Source organism: Novosphingobium rhizosphaerae (assembly GCF_050920675.1).
In the GTDB taxonomy this organism is placed as follows: Bacteria; Pseudomonadota; Alphaproteobacteria; order Sphingomonadales; family Sphingomonadaceae; genus Novosphingobium; species Novosphingobium rhizosphaerae.
In genome coordinates this window covers 227,285-244,411 of sequence record NZ_CP137861.1, presented here as the reverse complement: position 1 = coordinate 244,411, position 17,127 = coordinate 227,285, and the positions used below count along the sequence as shown (strand labels likewise).

17 protein-coding genes are annotated in these 17,127 nt (G+C 64.7%); 10 read left to right on the top strand and 7 right to left on the bottom strand.

Annotated elements, in window-relative coordinates; all coding sequences use genetic code 11:
- Positions 1–64 precede the first annotated feature (64 nt).
- A complete protein-coding gene (locus R9J51_RS01155; RefSeq protein ID WP_168556343.1) occupies positions 65–658 on the top strand; it encodes a TetR family transcriptional regulator in 594 nt (197 codons plus the stop codon).
- On the opposite strand, the gene R9J51_RS01150 is transcribed toward R9J51_RS01155, so the two are convergent.
- Genes R9J51_RS01150 through R9J51_RS01135 form a run of 4 tightly spaced genes read right to left on the bottom strand, consistent with a single transcriptional unit; the run spans position 637 to position 3,830 of the window.
- The gene (locus tag R9J51_RS01150; RefSeq protein WP_179505625.1) at positions 637–1,293 is read right to left on the bottom strand and encodes a M24 family metallopeptidase; all 657 of its coding nucleotides are present in this window, start codon (positions 1,291–1,293) and stop codon (positions 637–639) included. The genes R9J51_RS01155 and R9J51_RS01150 overlap by 22 nt on opposite strands.
- Positions 1,290–1,976, bottom strand: coding sequence for a uracil-DNA glycosylase (gene ung, locus R9J51_RS01145; RefSeq protein ID WP_432787759.1), 687 nt, complete (start codon positions 1,974–1,976; stop codon positions 1,290–1,292). The genes R9J51_RS01150 and ung overlap by 4 nt, the downstream gene beginning before the upstream one ends.
- Positions 1,977–1,989: 13 nt before the next feature.
- Positions 1,990–2,799, bottom strand: coding sequence for a class I mannose-6-phosphate isomerase (locus R9J51_RS01140; RefSeq protein WP_179505623.1), 810 nt, complete (start codon positions 2,797–2,799; stop codon positions 1,990–1,992).
- Complete coding sequence (locus tag R9J51_RS01135; protein WP_179505622.1) at positions 2,796–3,830, bottom strand: mannose-1-phosphate guanylyltransferase; 1,035 nt, start codon at positions 3,828–3,830, stop codon at positions 2,796–2,798. Before R9J51_RS01135 ends, R9J51_RS01140 begins: the two co-directional genes overlap by 4 nt.
- 305 nt (positions 3,831–4,135) lie before the next feature.
- Between R9J51_RS01135 and R9J51_RS01130 the strand changes: the two genes are divergently transcribed.
- From R9J51_RS01130 to R9J51_RS01100, 7 genes are all read left to right on the top strand, one after another.
- Positions 4,136–4,756 (top strand): ribonuclease D, encoded by a 621-nt coding sequence (locus tag R9J51_RS01130; RefSeq protein ID WP_179505621.1) that lies wholly within the window; start codon positions 4,136–4,138, stop codon positions 4,754–4,756.
- A 48-nt stretch (positions 4,757–4,804) separates the two neighbouring features.
- Positions 4,805–5,458 (top strand): LPS export ABC transporter periplasmic protein LptC, encoded by a 654-nt coding sequence (lptC, locus tag R9J51_RS01125; protein ID WP_168556348.1) that lies wholly within the window; start codon positions 4,805–4,807, stop codon positions 5,456–5,458.
- Positions 5,459–5,501: 43 nt separating this feature from the next.
- Positions 5,502–6,092 carry an LptA/OstA family protein gene (locus R9J51_RS01120; RefSeq protein WP_168556349.1) on the top strand — a complete coding sequence of 197 codons (591 nt, stop codon included), beginning with the start codon at positions 5,502–5,504 and terminating at the stop codon, positions 6,090–6,092.
- A 113-nt stretch (positions 6,093–6,205) separates the two neighbouring features.
- Complete coding sequence (locus tag R9J51_RS01115; RefSeq protein ID WP_179505620.1) at positions 6,206–7,228, top strand: NAD-dependent epimerase; 1,023 nt, start codon at positions 6,206–6,208, stop codon at positions 7,226–7,228.
- A gap of 530 nt (positions 7,229–7,758) precedes the next feature.
- Positions 7,759–8,346 (top strand): polysaccharide biosynthesis/export family protein, encoded by a 588-nt coding sequence (locus R9J51_RS01110; RefSeq protein WP_168556351.1) that lies wholly within the window; start codon positions 7,759–7,761, stop codon positions 8,344–8,346.
- Positions 8,346–10,586, top strand: coding sequence for a GumC family protein (locus R9J51_RS01105; RefSeq protein ID WP_248290588.1), 2,241 nt, complete (start codon positions 8,346–8,348; stop codon positions 10,584–10,586). Before R9J51_RS01110 ends, R9J51_RS01105 begins: the two co-directional genes overlap by 1 nt.
- A 9-nt stretch (positions 10,587–10,595) precedes the next feature.
- Positions 10,596–11,798, top strand: a complete 1,203-nt coding sequence (locus tag R9J51_RS01100) for a hypothetical protein (protein WP_169476712.1) — start codon at positions 10,596–10,598, stop codon at positions 11,796–11,798.
- Between the two features lie 25 nt (positions 11,799–11,823).
- On the opposite strand, the gene R9J51_RS01095 is transcribed toward R9J51_RS01100, so the two are convergent.
- Both R9J51_RS01095 and R9J51_RS01090 read right to left on the bottom strand, forming a co-directional pair.
- Entirely contained in the window at positions 11,824–12,714 is an 891-nt protein-coding gene (locus tag R9J51_RS01095) for a glycosyltransferase (RefSeq protein WP_179505619.1), read from the bottom strand.
- A gap of 76 nt (positions 12,715–12,790) precedes the next feature.
- Positions 12,791–13,123 (bottom strand): hypothetical protein, encoded by a 333-nt coding sequence (locus R9J51_RS01090; protein ID WP_168556354.1) that lies wholly within the window; start codon positions 13,121–13,123, stop codon positions 12,791–12,793.
- A 3-nt stretch (positions 13,124–13,126) separates the two neighbouring features.
- Here R9J51_RS01090 and R9J51_RS01085 point away from each other — a divergent pair, with 3 nt between their 5' ends.
- Together R9J51_RS01085 and R9J51_RS01080 are read left to right on the top strand one after the other, a co-directional pair.
- Complete coding sequence (locus R9J51_RS01085) at positions 13,127–14,563, top strand: oligosaccharide flippase family protein (RefSeq protein WP_179505618.1); 1,437 nt, start codon at positions 13,127–13,129, stop codon at positions 14,561–14,563.
- A gap of 75 nt (positions 14,564–14,638) precedes the next feature.
- A complete protein-coding gene (locus R9J51_RS01080) occupies positions 14,639–15,820 on the top strand; it encodes a polysaccharide pyruvyl transferase family protein (RefSeq protein WP_179505617.1) in 1,182 nt (393 codons plus the stop codon).
- A gap of 64 nt (positions 15,821–15,884) precedes the next feature.
- On the opposite strand, the gene R9J51_RS01075 is transcribed toward R9J51_RS01080, so the two are convergent.
- Entirely contained in the window at positions 15,885–16,928 is a 1,044-nt protein-coding gene (locus R9J51_RS01075) for a glycosyltransferase (RefSeq protein ID WP_179505616.1), read from the bottom strand.
- Positions 16,929–17,127 lie beyond the last annotated feature (199 nt).

Here is a 17,127-nt window from a genome sequence, read left to right as displayed (position 1 = left end):
CTCCTTCTGATCGCTCTCCGTCCGGTAGGTTGACTTAACAGTGTTAAGGAGTCAAGACGGTTCCATGCCGCCCCGCCCCGAACCCGCTCTTGATCGCCAGCGCCTGGTAGCCGCCGCCTTTGCCGTGCTGGAGGACGAGGGTCTGGAAAAGTTGAGCATGCGCAGCCTGGCGGCGCGGCTGGGCGTGCAGGCGCCAGCGCTTTATTGGCACATTGGGGACAAGGCCGAATTGCTGGGCATGATGGCGGCCGAAATCTATGCCGCAGCGTATTCCGCAGTGCCCAACGCGCCCGATTGGCAGGCCTGGTTGATCGCGTTTGGCACGGCCCTGCGTGCGAGCCTGGCGGGGCGGCGCGATGGCCCGCGGCTATGCGCGCTGGCCTATCCCACTGCGCCGACGGCCCCGGCAGACCATGCCCGCCATATTGCCGCGCCGCTGGTTGACCTGGGGCTGGATCAGAACCAGGCGCTGGCGTTCCAGGCTGCGGTGATCGCCTTCACGCTGGGATGGGCAACGTTCGAAGCGAACGGGCCGATGCGGGCCTTCCTGCAGGGAATGATGGATTTTGAAGGCAATTTTGCCGGCGGTCTGGGCGCACTGGTGCGCGGCTTGGGCACGCCGGCGCCCGCGCCGGATCAGGCCAGCAAATCTTCGTAGAACGCCCCGAACGGGCGGGTGGGGTGGCGAAGCTGGATTTCCAGGATCCACAGGCCTGGCGTGGGCAAGCCGTCGAGATCACCAAGCTTGCCGGCCTGGCGCGAAGGGTGGGGATAATCGGCGACGCGATGGCCGCGCACGTCGAGGTTGAGGTGCCAGCCCATGGCTTGAGCTTCCTGCTCCGCGCGGGCGTAGAGGGCGGTGCCGCGCACAGCACCGTGGTTCCAGATGGCCGCGATGCGGTGCCACAACTCGCGTGCGGCGGCGGCGCAGGCGTGCATGCCTGGGTCGTTGCCCACCGCGAAGCTGGCGCCGACATCGGCTTCGTGGCCCAGCAGTACCGGGCCGATGTCGATGAAGAAAATGTCGTTTTCGGCCAGGGTCAGGTCTTCGCCACCCCGATCGCTGAACACGCGCAGGGTGTTGGCGCCGAAGCGCACCACCATCGGGTGCCAGGCCTGGCCCATGCCGAGGTCCGCCATGATTGCTTCGCCAAGCGCCTTGGCTTCGCTTTCGCGCAGGCCGGGATGGATCGCAGCGGCGAGGCGTTCGATGGCGGTCCAGGCCTGGGCCTGCGCCGCGCGCATGGCCGGCAGCGACCAGGCGGGGCCGACGGAGTCGACCGCCGCATTCATGCCGGGTCTACTCGCCAGTCGATCGGGCTCTGCCCGTGGCTTTCCAGGAAAGCGTTGGCCTTGCTGAAATGGCGGCAGCCGAAGAAGCCGGCGTGGGCCGACAAGGGGCTGGGATGCGGTGCCTTGAGCACGAGATGGGGGCCGGAGGCGAGGCCGGGCACGCGTGCGGCCTTTTTCTGGGCGTGGCTGCCCCATAGGAGGAAGACGATCGGATCGGGCCGTGCCGCGACGGCAGCAACGGCCGCGTCGGTGAATTCCTCCCAGCCCTTGCCCTGGTGCGAACCGGCCTGGCCGGCTTCCACCGTCAGCGCGTTGTTGAGCAGCAGCACGCCCTGCTCCGCCCAATGGGTGAGATTGCCATGCGCCGGGCGCGGCAGACCGAGGTCGGTTTCCAGTTCCTTGTAGATGTTGACCAGGCTGGGCGGCACTTTGACGCCGCGCTGCACCGAAAAGGCCAGGCCATGCGCCTGACCGGGGCCGTGATAGGGGTCTTGCCCCAAGATCACGACTTTCACTGCCTGCAGTGGCGTCAGTTCGAGGGCAGCGAGGCGCTGCCCTCGCGGCGGGTAGATCGTCTTGCCGGCGGCTTCCTCGGCACGCAGGAAACCACCCAGCGCCCGCAAGGGCGGGCTGGCGAGCACCGGATCGAGGGCGGGTGCCCAGCTTTCAGGAACCGCGGACACGCCCGTCGCCCCGTCAGGCAGCGGCCGGCCGCACGACGATCGCCTGGCCCTGCGCGTCGAACGCCAGCGCATCGATCCCCGGCGCCCAGGCGCAATCGCCCGGCTTGAGGATTTCATCGCCAAGCGCCACGGTGCCGATGCGCGGGATCACCAGCAGCGGGCCGGCATAGTCGGCAGCCAGGGCTGCATCGGGCAGCCCATCGAGGCGGTGCGCCGTGAAGTAGGCGCCGCTGGCGAGCTCTACCGTGCCGGTATCGGGGATGTGCTTGTGCAGCGCCGGATCGAGCGGCTCGCCCTTGGACACGGCGATGCCAGCATCGAGATGCAACTCCCGCGGGCGGCCATAGTCATAGAGGCGATAGGTGATGTCGCTGTTCTGCTGGATTTCGATCAGACTGACGCCGGCGCCGATGGCGTGGACGGTGTTGCCCGGAATATAGAAGAAATCGCCCGGCTTGACCGGATGCCACACCAGCATGTCCTCGATGCTGCCATCGAGCGCGGCGGCGCGCATCGTGTCGTGGTCCACATGCTCGTGGAAACCCACGCCGAGCGTGGCGCCGGGCTCGGCATCGATCACCAGCCAGCATTCTTCCTTGCCGCGGTCCTTCTCACCGGCGGCGGCGGCCTGCGCGTCGCTGGGGTGGACCTGCACCGACAGCGCTTCGCTGGTGAAGATGTACTTGACCAGGAGGCTGGGCACTTCGGGCGGGGGCACGAACCAGATTTCGCCGATGCGCTGGCCTTCGGGCGCACTGAACGGTGCGGGCAGTACATCCTTGCCCCAGGGCTTTTCGACCGAGCGGATCGGCAGCTTGCTCATTGATTCACCGCACCTTCCAGCTTGCCCACCAGTTGCGCGCCTTCGGGCGTGCACACCAGGATGTCGTTGCCATCGACCACCACGATCAGGTTGCTGGCGCCCACGACCGAAACGCGCGGGCCATCGGTGTGGACCAGCACGTTGCTGCAGTTCTTGAGTTCGACGCGGCCCTTGGTGGCATTGCCCACTTCGTCCTTGTCGAGCGCTTCGTGCAGGGCTTGCCAGTTGCCGATGTCGGACCAGGCCATGGTGGCGGGCACCATGGCGGCGCGGCCGGTCTTTTCCATCACCGCGTAGTCCACCGATTCGCCGGCGATCTTGGCAAATTCGGCCGCGTCGGGGTGGAAGGCGTTGCCATCGGCATGGCCCTTGGCCACCGCTGCGCGCACGGCGCTGGCGATGTCGGGGCGGTGCTGTTCCAGTTCGTCCAGGAAATGCCCGGCGCGGAACGCGAAGATGCCGCCGTTCCAGGCATAGCCACCATCGGCCAGGAAGCTCTTGGCGCGTTCCAGATCGGGCTTTTCGACAAAGCGTTCCACGCGGCGGCCACCGCTGCCCTCGATCGGATCGCCTTGCTTGAGATAGCCGAAGCCGGTTTCGGGCGCCGTCGCTGCAATGCCGAAAGACACCAGCCAGTCATCGGCGGCCAGCGCGGCGGCGGCGGTGGCCGCGGCCTGGAAGGCATCGCAATCGCCGATGTGATGGTCGCTGGGGCACACCAGCATGATGGCGTCTTCGGGCAGGCGCAGCGCAGCCAGGGCGATGGCCGCAGCCGTGTTCTTGCCCTCGGGCTCCACGATGATCTGGCTGCTGGCCGGATCGGGCAACTGTTCGACCACGTGATCGAGGTGATGCGCCCCGGTCACGACCACCGGCGGCGAAAAACCTGCTTCAGTGCTGCACCGCAGCACGGTGGCTTCGAACAGCGTGGTGTCGCCAACCAGCGGAAGGAACGGCTTGGGCTTGATCTTGCGCGAACGCGGCCACAGACGGGTGCCGCTGCCGCCGCACAGAATAACCGGTGTGATCATCGTAGTAGACGTTCCTGATTGCGTGGTCCCAGGTACCATTTTCTGGCCTTCTTACAGTAACATGCCTCTTTCTGCCAAAATGCATGGGGCGGTGGATCGACCGCGCCTTCCGGCAGGGTGGCACGGCACCGCCCCCTATTCCTAGTGTACGCCGCCAAGGGCGGCAACCGCCAATACGCTGCACCACGGCATGGCGATTGTGCGCCGCGCAGAAACGCTTGGCCGGGTTGCAGGTGCGTGCGGGTGGTGGGATCGGCCGGGCCTTGGGGTTGCCGCTTGCGCCGAACGGGCCTAAGCACGCGGGCATGGCCGTTTACCTGCATGAAGAAGACCTGCCTTCCGCCGATTTGCTGGCGCCGGGCATCGTTGCCGTCGACACCGAGACGATGGGGCTGATCACGCCGCGCGACCGGCTTTGCGTGGTGCAGATTTCCGACGGGCAGGGCGATGAGCACCTCGTTCGTTTCAAGGTGGGCAGCGACTATGCCGCGCCCAATCTGCGCGCCGTCCTGGCCGACCCCGCCCGGCTCAAGCTCTATCATTTCGCACGGTTCGATCTGGCGGCCATTCATCATTACCTTGGTGTCATGGCAACGCCGGTTTTCTGCACCAAGATCGCATCCAAACTGGTGCGTACTTACACCGACCGGCATGGCCTGAAGGACCTCGTGCGCGAATTGCTGGGCAAGGAAATCTCCAAGCAGCAGCAGTCTAGCGACTGGGGTGGCGCGGTGTTGAGCGATGCGCAACTCGAATATGCCGCATCCGACGTGCGCTATCTGCATGGGGCCCATTCCATCCTGGTGGAACGTCTCGCACGCGAAAAGCGTTCCGATATCGCCCAGGCCTGTTTCGACTTCCTGCCGACGCGGGCCCTGCTCGACATTGCCGGGTGGGCCGACCGGGATATCTTCAGCCACGAGTAATCAACCCGCCCTGATGATCGCTGTAACGCCCATGAACGTTGTGACGCCATGACAGTCCAGGCCGATCGCATGCGCAATCGCCGCCAGCACAAGGCCGCTCCCGGCGGCCGGCACGATCGTGTCGTGCGCACGCTGGCGGTTGTGTTGCCGGGCCTGATCGGGGCGATGCTGGCGGTCATGGTGCTCAGCCCGCTCGCCCCGCGTGGGGAAATCAGCTTCCTGCTTGACCGCACCAAGGTGGCAGTCGTGGCCGATCGCCTGCGCGTGGTCAGCGCGATGTATCGCGGCGCGGACAACAAGGGGCGGACCTTTTCGGTGACCGCCGGCACCGCCGTGCAGCATTCGGCGGCGCAGGATGTGGTGCAGCTCAAGGATGTGACCGCGCGGGTGATGCTCAAGGATGGCCCAGCCATTCTCACCACGCAGCAGGGCGCCTATGACTTTGGCAAGCAGTTCATCACTGTGCCCGGCGTGGTCAATTTCGAAAGTTCCGATGGCTATCGCATGATCACCGACGGCGCTTCGATCGACCTGAACAAGCGGCGCATGGTCAGCGATGGGCACGTCGAAGGGCGCCTGCCGACCGGCACGTTTTCGGCCGATCGCATCACGGCCAACCTTGACGATCGGGTGGTAACGCTGGAAGGGCATGCACGCATGCGGATGGACCAAGGCAAGTTGCCCCTTCCAGCCAAGCCCTGACACCGGGCAAGCCATGACGCGCGATTCGATGAGGACAAAGCAGATGACCGACCCGCTCCCTTCCTCGCCCCGCGTTTCCACGCGCGTTCTGGCGCTGCGCTCGCTGGCTGCGGGCTTTGCCCTGTCGGCCGCGATCGTGGCGGGCGCGGTTCATCTCGATGCCCAGACCTTTGCCAAGCACAATTCCAACGCACCGGTGAATTTTGGCGCAGACCGCATGGAATTGCAGGATCGGCAAAAGCGCGTCGTGCTGACCGGCAATGTCGATATCACGCAGGAAGACCTGCGGCTTCAGGCGGCGCGCACCACGCTGGCCTATACCGACACCAATGCCGTTCAGGTGCAGCGCATCGATGCGGCCGGTGGCGTGGTGGTCACGCGTGGCGACCAGCGCGCCAGCGGCAACAGCGCGGTCTATGACATTCCGCGCCGGATCATCACGATGGTGGGCAATGTCGCGCTGCGGCGCGGCAAGGACACGCTCAACGGCGGGCGCCTGGTGATCGATCTCAACACCGGCCTTTCCAGCGTGGACGGACGCAGCAGCGCGCCGGCACCGGGTGGGACCGGCACCACCACCGCGCCGAGCGGCCGCGTCACCGGCACGTTCAACGTGGCGAAGAAGAGCACCTGAGCGTTTAGGTCGCGACCCAGCCAACGGCGCAAAAGCGTTACCCTTTTTTCGCTTCTGCCGGTTATGGCAGCGGCAAGGCGGACAGGCTCGTGCGCCGCAAGTGGAGACGCAGCGTGGCTACCCTGGTTACCGGCAATGCCGGCTTCATCGGCTTTCACACCGCCAAGACCTTGCTCGAACGAGGCGATGCCGTCGTGGGGCTGGACGTGGTCAACGATTACTATGACCCGGCGATCAAGGAAGCCCGGCTGAAAATCCTGGAAGAGACGGCGGCGCGCACGGGTTCGTCGTATCGCTTCTTCCGCGCCAACCTGGCCGATCGCGGGGCGGTGGAGCGCGCGTTCGAAGACGGGCAGGTGCGCCGCGCGGTGAACCTCGCGGCGCAGGCGGGGGTGCGTTATTCGATCGAGAATCCGCACGCTTACGTCGAAAGCAATATCGTCGGCTTTACCAACATCCTCGAAGCCTGCCGCCATCAGGGAATCGAGCATCTGGTCTATGCGTCGACCAGCTCGGTCTATGGCGCCAACAAGGCCATGCCGTTCAGCGAGCATGTTGGCGTGGATCACCCGCTGCAATTCTATGCCGCCACCAAGAAGGCGAACGAATTGATGGCGCACAGCTATAGCCATCTCTACCGGCTGCCTACCACCGGCCTGCGCTTCTTCACCGTCTACGGGCCCTGGGGCCGGCCGGACATGGCGCTGTTCCTGTTTGCCCGCGCGATCCTGGAAGGCAAGCCGATCAACGTGTTCAACCACGGGAATCACACCCGGGATTTCACGTATGTGGATGATATCGTGGCCGGTGTGATCCGTGCGCTGGATCGTCCGGCGGCGCCCGATCCGGCGTGGGATGCACACCAGCCCGATCCAGCCACGTCGAACGCGCCCTATCGGATCTATAACATCGGCAACAACGCGCCGGTCAAGCTGACCGCCTATATCGAAGTGCTGGAAGAAGCCCTGGGGCGCAAGGCGCAGCGCAATCTGCTGCCGTTGCAGGCTGGCGATGTGCCCGATACTTATGCCGACGTTTCCGATCTGGAGCGGGACCTGGGCTACAAGCCAGCCACCACGGTGCGCGAGGGCGTGAGCCGATTCGTGGCTTGGTATCGCGATTACCACGGGGTGTAGGGCAAGTCCCCGCGCGGCGGTTCTTACGCAACTGCGAGATGGATTGCCTGGTTTGTACTGTGCGGAATTCCGCGCAGCAGAAGCGATCCATTTTGCACTGCGAGATAATGGTATATCGTTACTTGTGCGACGAAACGGGTCGTAAAGGCGATGAGCGGGGAAACACTTAGGCGGGCTTTGCCATATGCCGGCTGGAACTGCTGGCATTGCAATGGCATTGTTACACCGCCGGGGTAATCATGGGGGGCGCCATGTCACAGCACGACAAGCTGCGCAGAATGCTATTGTGCAAAGCAGCAATAGCTGGCATCGCTCCGTTCCGGAGATTTCTTCGGCAGGGAGAAAGGCGTGTGCTGTCGTCTTCCATGGCGGCAACAGATCGCTGACGATCGCTTCGAATGACCAAAGCAGGAGCACGTATCCAAGTGAAGCTTCCACCCAGAATTGCGGTTCTTCTTGCGAGCGCTGCCGTGTCGGGTTGTGCAACGCCCGTTGCCCCCACCGTGAAGCAGGGCCAAGACGCATACCAGGTGGCACAGCCCCAGGCGGAAACCAAGCTGCCCGATCAGTACAAGATCGGCCAGGGCGACGAGCTTTCGCTCGCGGTGTTCGGCGAGCCTGACCTGAGCGCGGCGAAACTGGTCGTGGACGAGGCCGGCCGCATCCAGGTGCCGCTGGTCGGTTCGGTGGTGGTTGCCGGCATGTCTCCCGACGAGGCGACGAAGGCAATCCAGAACCGGTTGGGCTCACGCTATCTGCGCGATCCCCAGGTGACGCTGAACGTGACCACCGCCGCTGAAAAGCTGGTTTCGGTGGAAGGCCAGGTCAACCACGCCGGTTCCTATCCCATTACGCCCAACACCACCCTGCTGGGCGCGATCGCCATGGCGCAGAGCCCGACGCGCATCGCCAAGCTGGACGAGACCATGCTGTTCCGCAACGTGAACGGCCAGCGCATGGTGGCGCGGTTCGACATCAAGCGCATTCGTGCGGGCATCGACCCGGATCCGCAGGTGTTTGCCGGAGACGTGATCGTGGTCGGCTTCTCGCAGTCGAAGTCGATCTACCGCGACATCATCTCGATGGCCGGGCTCCTCAACGTCCTGACCCGTTTCTAATGATCGGCGGTACCGTGCACAACAACCCCTCCTTCGCTCCTGCTGGCAGCGCCGCGCCGCGCGCGATGTCGGATGCCTTTGCCGATCTTGCCGAATACGACGACGAGGGCAGCAAGATCGACGTTCGCAAGATCCTGCTCGTCATCCGCGCCAACTTGTGGCTCATCGGCTTGATCATTGCAGGTTCGCTGGCGCTGGCGCTGGTCTTCACCATGCTCAAGACACCGCGCTACACCGCAGTGGCAACGGTGCAGATCAACAACCAGTCGGCCCAGGTGCTGGGTGACGATCAGCAGGATGCCTCGCAGGGCGAAGTTGCCTCGCCGCAGGATACCGATCGCTTCCTCAAGACGCAGATCGCCATTCTCAACAGCCGCGCCATTGCCGAGCGCGTGGCCCAGCGCCTGCGCCTGACCGGCAATCCGCAGTTCTATGCCGGCATGGGTGTGCCCGCGCCCAAGCCCACGGCCAGCCCGCAGCAGGTGCGCGAATACACGCTCAACCTGCTCAACAACAACGAGCTGGCCGACATGACGCCGGCTTCGCGCCTGGCAACGATCACGTTCACCAGCATCGATCAGCAGCTTTCCGCGCGCATCGCCAATGCCTGGGCCAACGAATTCATCCAGGCCAACCTGCAGCGCCGCTATGACAGCTCGGCCTATGCGCGCGATTTCATCTCGGGCCAGCTCGCCGAAGCCAAGGCCAAGCTCGAGCAGTCGGAACGCGATCTCAACGCCTATGCCCGCCAGGTCGGCCTGATCCGCACGCGCGATGCCGCGCCCACGCCCGGCGACGCCGACAGCGGCGGGACCACCGGTTCGGTGACGACGGCCAGCCTGCTGCAGATCAACACCGCGTTGAACCAGGCGCAGGTCAACCGCATGGCCGCCGAGCAGCGCTGGAAGGCCTTGTCGGGTGGCAACCTGCTGGGCGCGCCCGAAGTGCTGGCCAACAGCACGATCACATCGCTGCTGGCCGACCGCTCCCGCGCCGAGGCAGAACTGCAGCGCGAACGCGCACGCCACCTCGACGATTTTCCGTCGGTGGTGCAGGTCAAGGCCCAGATCGTTGGTATCAACCAGCAGATCAATTCGGTGGCGCAGAGCATCCGTACGTCCGTCAAGGAACAGTACGATGCGACGGTCGAAGCCGAGAACAATCTCAAGCAGCAACTCTCGCAGCTCAAGGGCACTTCGCTCGAAGAGCAGGACAAGTCGGTTCAATACAACCTGCTTGCCCGCGAAGCGGATACCAACCGCAGCCTGTATGACGGCCTGCTGCAGCGCTTCAAGGAACTGAACGCGGCGGCCGGCATCAGCGCCAGCAACATCTCGATCATCGATGCGGCCGAGCCGCCGTCGATCCCGAGTTCGCCGGTGCTGGTCAACAACATGTTGATCGCGCTGCTTGCGGCCCTGGCGATCTCGGCGCTGGTCGTGCTGATCCGCTTCCAGCTCGACGATGCGGTCCGCGTGCCGGAAGACATCGAGGAAAAGCTGGGGATGCCGTTGCTTGGCGTCATTCCCAAGGCGGAAGACACCACGCCGGCCGCGGCCTTGGCCGATCCGAAGTCGGCGGTCAGCGAAAGCTACAACTCGCTGCGTGGTTCGCTGCTCTATTCGACGGCAACCGGCTTGCCGCGCTCGCTGCTGGTCACCAGCTCGCAGCCTTCGGAAGGCAAGTCCACCACCAGCCTGGCCGTGGCCACGGGCCTTGCCCGCCTGGGCAAGAAGGTGCTGCTGCTCGACGTCGACATGCGCCGCCCCGCGCTCCATGCGGTGATCGGGGTGACCAACGAACACGGCATGTCCAGCCTGCTTACCGCGCAGGATACGCTGGCCGACGTGGTGCGTGAAACGGATGAGCCCAACCTGCAGGTGATCACTTCGGGTCCGCTGCCGCCCAGCCCGACCGAACTGCTCAGCTCGGGCCGCCTGACCCAATTGCTGCGCGAACTGAACGAGATCTATGACGTGGTCATCCTCGACAGTCCGCCGGTGCTGGGCCTGGCCGACGCGCCGCTGATGTCGGCCATTGTCGATGGCGTGATGCTCGTCGTCCAGTCCGACCGTAGCCGCCGCGGCTCGCTGCGCGCTTCGCTGCGCCGCCTGCGTGCGATGCACCCCAATGTCCTGGGGGCGGTGCTGACGATGTTCGACGCGTCGAAGTCGGGCAACCGCTACTCCGAATACTATGGCTACAACTACTACCGCTACACGCCCGAGAACGAGGCCTGAGGTAAAGCCATGACGGGCTCGCCGTTGGGCAAAGTGTCGGGGCTTGGCAAGGTGTCGGGCTATGCTGCGGCGCTTGCCTTGGCCGCCTATGCCGGGGTGGCCGCTTTCAGCGGATGGGATCGGCTTTCGATCGTCGATCCCAACGTGCGCGCGCCGACCGGTTGGGCCTATGATACCTTCAGCGCGCGGGCGCTGGCCGGGGATGCCAACGCGGCAGCCCGGCCCAAGGATGCGCTGCCCCTTGCGCAGCGCGCCTTGCTGTCAGACCCGGTCGATGCCTCGGTGGTGGGCCTGGTCGGGGCGGCGCACTTCCTGGCCGGCCAGTCCGACGATGCCGATGCGGCATTCCGCCTGTCCGCCGGCATGGGCTGGCGCGACCTACCCACGCAGATCTATTGGTTCAACCGGGGGCTGGACCTCGGCCAGGCCGATGTCGCCGCCCAGCGCCTGGATGCTTATCTGCGCCAGGTGCAGGACGATGACCGCACCCAGACCATGCTGAACGACATGGTGGCAAGCCCCGAAGGACGCGCCGCGATCGTGCCCCGGCTGGCCGAGGCGCCTACGTGGCAGCGCATGTTCCTCTCCGCGCCCTCCACCATGGCGCAGCAGGACTTTGCCAACCGTTATGCCGTGGTGCGGCAGATGCGCGCCGGCAGCCTGGGCTGCCCGGCGGTTAGCGGGTTGACCACCGGGTTGATGCGGGTGGGCCTGTTCAACGAGGCGCAGGATATCTGGAGCCGCGAATGCGAACCGGGCAACGCTCTGGTGCACGATGGCCAGTTCCTGCGCATCAATCCCGATCCACAGGCGCACAATTCGGTGTTCGACTGGCAGGTGCCGAGCAGCGGGACCGTGGAACTGCTGGTCAGCGACTTTGGCAACAATGGTGCCCACCAGCTCGACCTGCGGGTTTCCGGGGCCAGCCCCTTTTCGGTGCTGCGCCAGGTGGTGGTGTTGCCGGCGGGCAGCTATCGCCTCTCGTGGGCGATGCCTGGCACCACGGCGACCGAACTGCGCGCGTTGAAAGTGGGCCTGGGCTGCACGTTCGACCAGGGCATCGCCCAGACGCCGATACCGCAAGCCGGCGGCCGGGTTGCCACGCAATACCTGCTGGACGATGCCTGCCAAGCCCGTGCGCTGGTATTCTGGCTGGCGCCGGGCACCCAGGTGCACATCGCCGATGTGCGGTTGGAGCGCGTGACGGGCTGAGCCAGCCAGGCCAGCCGGTTATCGGCTATTTGCGGCGCGGGACGATCAGTGGCGTGCCGCGCGGCACGATCGGCCCCAGCACCAGGCAGAACGAACGGATCGCCGCTGCTCGTGTCCGCGTGGCATCGCCTTTCAACAGCGAGACGAAAAAGCGCCCGATGCTCTTGGTCAATTGCCAGGCATAAGTGGAATAGAGCTTGTGCTGGACCAGCACGGCGCCATTGCCCAGGGCATAGAAAAACGACCGGTCCAGTTTGATCGTATCGTTGGCGGGCAGGGGTGGATGATCGACCAGTAGCCCGGCCACGCGGCGTCCACGATAGCCGGCCGCGAGCAGGCGCAGCCCGAAATCGAGACCCTCGCTCGATCCGTGAATGCAGCCGATGCCCAGCGTGGGATCGAATCCCGTGGCCCGGAACGCATCGGTTCGGATCGTCACGCCTGGCTCCCACATGTTGCCGATGATCGTCTTGGGCGAAAAATCGATGTCAGCGGCAATGGGGTCGGCCGCCTGTACGGCGCCCTCGGACCGAATGTTGCAGGCCAGGAAATCCAGCTTGTCGCGCTCGAGCAGGGCAATGGCATCGTGCAGCGCCGTGTCGCCCACCGGATAGGTATCGTCATCGAGGAAGCACAGGAACGGATGGCTGGCCAGTTCCGCACCCTTGTTGCGTGCCAGCGACGAACTCCAGATGGTGAGCGGCAAAACGCGCACCCCGGGGAAGGATGGGGCATTGGCCACGTCCCAGCCTTGCCAAACCAGGATGATCTCCACCGTCACGTGCAACTGTTCGCGCAGATGGTCGAGCACGGTGCGCAGGCGTTCTTCGCGGCCGGAATTTTCCACCGTGCAGATGATGATCGTGATCGATGGCGTGGTGGGCGTGGGGGCAGATGTCTGGGCGTCAGCGGTCATGGCGTTTTCCGTCGGTGAAGCGGGCGGTGGTTTGGCGCCGGATGGGCCGACGACGCGCACAGGCGCCGCTTTGGCTTCATGCGCGATTCCCCCGGGTCTTGCCAAGGGGGCATGACATGAAATTTGCTGCGTTGCGGCAATTGGTCATGCCGCGAACTTGTAAAATCTTCCGCGCTGCAAAATAAAATGGCTGACCAGCGCTTGGCAAAGTCGGCGATCCATTGACAAGAACAGGTTGACCCGACAGACCTTTGCCAGGGGAACGGCCATTGCGCAGTGCACAAGGGACGGACAAGCCGTAGCCCGATCCGGCATGGCGATGCGGCAAAAAGCGCCAAATTGTGCGGGATAGGCTGGTTTCTGTTTCGTAAACCATGGTTTGCTGCAATTTCGGGACGGTTTTGAACACGGTATGAGCTACTCCAAACTCGCGATGAAAGGCGCAATCTGGTCGTTGCTCCAGGTTCTCGCCGAGCGCTTTACCCAGACCGTGGTCATGCTTACGGCAGCCCTGTTCCTGGGGCCGCACGATTTTGGCGTTGCGGCAATGGCCACCGCGCCAGCCATCATTGCTGCATCGACTTTGCAATCTGGCAACCAGTTGATTGTGCAACGCGAAGAGGCGGATGCCCGGTTTCTCGATACCGCGTTCGGCCTGTTCATCGGGATCGGCATTGCCGCCGGCGTGGTGATCGCCGCGCTGGCGCTGATCTTTCGCCTCCTGCCTGGCTATGACAACATCTGGCTGATGATCCTGCCCACGGTGGCCGCGCCGCTGTCTGCGGCGGTGGGCGTGGTGCCCGAAGGCCTGCTGATGCGCACGTTCAACTACCGCGTGCTGGCAATCCGCAAGACCGCCGGCCAGGCAATTGCCGGCGTGGCTTGCTGCGCGATGGCGGTCTATGGCTTTGGCGCATGGAGCATCGTGGTGCAGGTGACACTGGCGCCGATCATTTCCACCGTCATCAGCCTGTTTGCCGCGCGCTGGCGGCCCACCGCGGTTGCCCGGCTGGGTGACATGGCCGATGTCAGCCGCTTTTCGGGTGCGGTCCTGGGCGTCTCGGTGCTCAACCAGATCAACATCCGCTCGGTCGACGTGATCGTCGGCATGATCGCCGGTCCGACCGCCACGGGCGTGTTCCGCCTGGCGCGCACCGTGCTCGATCTGGCCACCAGCCTGTTCCTCAATCCGGTCAACAACACGCTCCTACCGATCTTCTCGCGCATGGCCGGTGACCGGGAACGCACGATCGAGGCGATGTGGCAGGCTTGCGGCATTACCAGCCTGATCGCATCGGTGCCGTTCGTCGCCTCCACCTTTGCCGGGCCGTTCGTGGCCGACCTCGTGTTCAAGGGCAAATGGCCGCACCTGGCCGAAACCATCACGGTGCTGCTGATCTCGCTGCCGTTCGTGGCGATGATCGTGCCGTTGCAGACCTACCTGGTGGCCACCGGCCGCCCGCGCCTGGCGCTGTGGAACAACTTTTTCCAGACCATCGCCAACGTGGTGATGATCGCGGCGGGTGCCTATTTCGGTATCGTCTGGGCAGCGGGCGCATTCAGCCTGCGTTGCATGCTGGGCGGGCTGGCGCTGATCTTCGTTATCCGCAAGGTCACGCCCGATATCCGCATCGCCAAGGATGTGGTGACTTCGCTTCCCGCGATGGTTGGCCTGGGCGTGGTGGGCGCGGTCGGTGCCTTGACGTGGATCGCTTCGCTTGATCTGTCGCGGCTCTTGCCCACGCTGGCCACCACCACCCTGGCGCTGCTGCTTTATGCAGCGATCACGTTCCTGTTCTTCCGCGCGCGCATCAGCACTGTCCTGATGGCCGTCAAATCGAAGCGCTAGTTTTGTTTGCCGTGCGATTTGTTGACAAAAACCGGTATCCACTTTTTGTCATCGCACTCAAGAAGGAGCCACGCCATGGCGCGCATTGCAGTCGTCTGCGCCTTTCTGCCCAGCCGCAACACCGGCATGTATACGGTGGATCTGTCGGCCTATGCCTATTTCACCAGGGCCTTTCCCGATGACGAAGTGACGTTCTACTGCCTCGGCAGCACGGCCAAGCTGGGCTATTCCAAGGAAGAAACCCACCAGGAATACCAGCAGCTGAGCGACCATGTCGACGCGGTGCGCGAGGCGGACCTTATCGTCTACTGGGGCGATTTTCTGCACTCCAAGGGCTATTGGGAAGCAGACCTTGGTGGCTGGCTGGTGCGTGACGGGATCAGCCCCGATCGCGACGCTGCCCGCGAATTGATCTATCGCGCGTTGATGCTGGAAGACGCCAGCGATGAAGTGCTGGCCAAAGTCGTGGTGTTCGGCGGCACGATCATCACCATCGGCGCCAACGACCTGGCCGATGCGCGCTATGCCAAGGCGCTGCGCCGCCTGATCACCAAGGCCGGCGGCATCTATTTCCGCGATGCGCTTTCCTCGGTCAAGGCTTCGCCCCTGCGCGGCGACCAGGCCACGCTGGGCAGCGACTGCGCGCTGCAATTGTCAAAGGACGATTTCCTCCAGTACGGGCTGGTCGATAGCTTCCCCGAAAAGCCGGGCGAGAAGCTGGGCGTGTTCTTCGGTCGATCGAAATGGATTGCCCAGCCCCTGGCGTTGGGCCGGGCCGTGGCGCGGCAGATGGGAGCAGAGGCGATGTGGGTGCCCTGGCTGCGTTCGGCGCCGCGCCAATTGCCGCTGGCACGCCTGTTCGGCTTTCCCGCCACGCGCGAACCGCCGCTGCCAAAGGATGCCATCGCCAAGCTGCTGGAATGCAAGGCAGTGGTCACCGATACGTATCACCTTTGCGTCAATGCCTGGAACCTGGGCATTCCGGCGGTGTGCATCGGCTTTGGCAGCCAGCACGTGGGCCACACCCTGGGCGACAAGAAGAAGGAAATCCTTTACGCCCAATACTTGGGCAGCCCGTTCTACATCTATCGCGAGCATATCCAGAACCCGACGGCGATCCCCGCCGCGGCACGCTATGCCGCCAAGATGCTGGGCGAAACCGACCAGATCGAGATTGTGAAGGCATCGATCCAGGAACAGGCGCAGGCCGCGCGGGCACGCCTGGCGGCGGCATGCCGCCGCGTGCTGGGCCGCTGATCTCTCCGGTCCCTGCGTAACGCAAAAAACCCCGCTGCCCATGCCGGCAGCGGGGTTTTTCGTTTCAGCCGATCCGCGCCAGCAGGGTCTGTGCAATTCCATGCCAGCTGAACTGATGGCGATAGGCCGCCACCGCATCGGCAGCCGGCGGCGTGGCCGCGGCTTCGGCCACTGTCTGCGCCAGGGCGTTGGCATCGATCGACAGCGGCACGAAGCGCGCCCAGGGCGGCGCCACACGGCGGTGGATCTCGATGTCGCTGCACACCGCCGGCAGGCCCAGGCTGCCCGCCTCGACCAGCGGCATGTTGAACCCTTCGGCCAACGACATGCTGACGAAGCAGGTGGCATGCTGGTACAGCGCCAGCAGCGCGGTATCGCTGGCATGGCCGTGCCATTCCAGCTTGCCGGCGCGGGTGGCGAGCTGGCTTTCCCATTCGGCAGCGACCGGGCCCCAGCCACTGCGGCCCACCACGCGAACCACCCAGGGGGTAGGCAGGGCATCGGCCATGGCCACCACGGCGGCATAGTTCTTGCGCGGCTCGATCGTGCCAACGGCGATCACGCCGGGCTGGCTGCGATCGGCGGCAGGCGCGGTGGAGAGATCGATGCCGGGGGCATTGCCGATCGTCGCCACCGGGCGGCGCAGGATCGTCGCCAGGCTTTCGGCCATCAGCGTGGTGGGGGCAACGATATCGCGATAGCGGGGCGCCATGCGGGTTTCGGCGTGCTTGAACAGCATGCGCCCGCGCAAGTTCATGGCCTGGCCGCGCGTCCACGGGAAATCATCGTGGATGATGCGGTAGACCGGGGTGCGTGTTGTCGCGATCAGGAGCGGGCTGGGCGGAAAGGCTGGGCAGACCAATGCGCGCGGGCGCGCCTGGCGCCAGGCCGCCGTACGCGCCAGGGCGAGCCAGCCGCGAAAGCCGCCCGGCACCTTGATCACGCTGCCATCCTGCAGATCATCGAGCACGGTCGATCGATCATCCACGAAGGCCACCACGTTGGTTGCCTGGCTGCGCATCGCCCGGAACAGGTTGATGGCATAGCGTTCGATACCGGTGGATGCGTTGGGCCTTGTGGCCAGAACCAGGTCTATGGCGATTGTCATTGTCGTCCCCGCCGTGAGCGCTGCAATCGAGAGCGGCGCGAGGATCCGCGCCTGAACAGGCCTATTCTCCTGACGGCAATTTCGTTGCAACGCAACATATGCGTGCCAACGCAGCATAATGCGGCTGTTCGGAAGGCTAGGGGGGTTGCCTTCATTGTGGGCGCACCCGTATGGTCGGCACTGCAACAAGAGCGGCCGA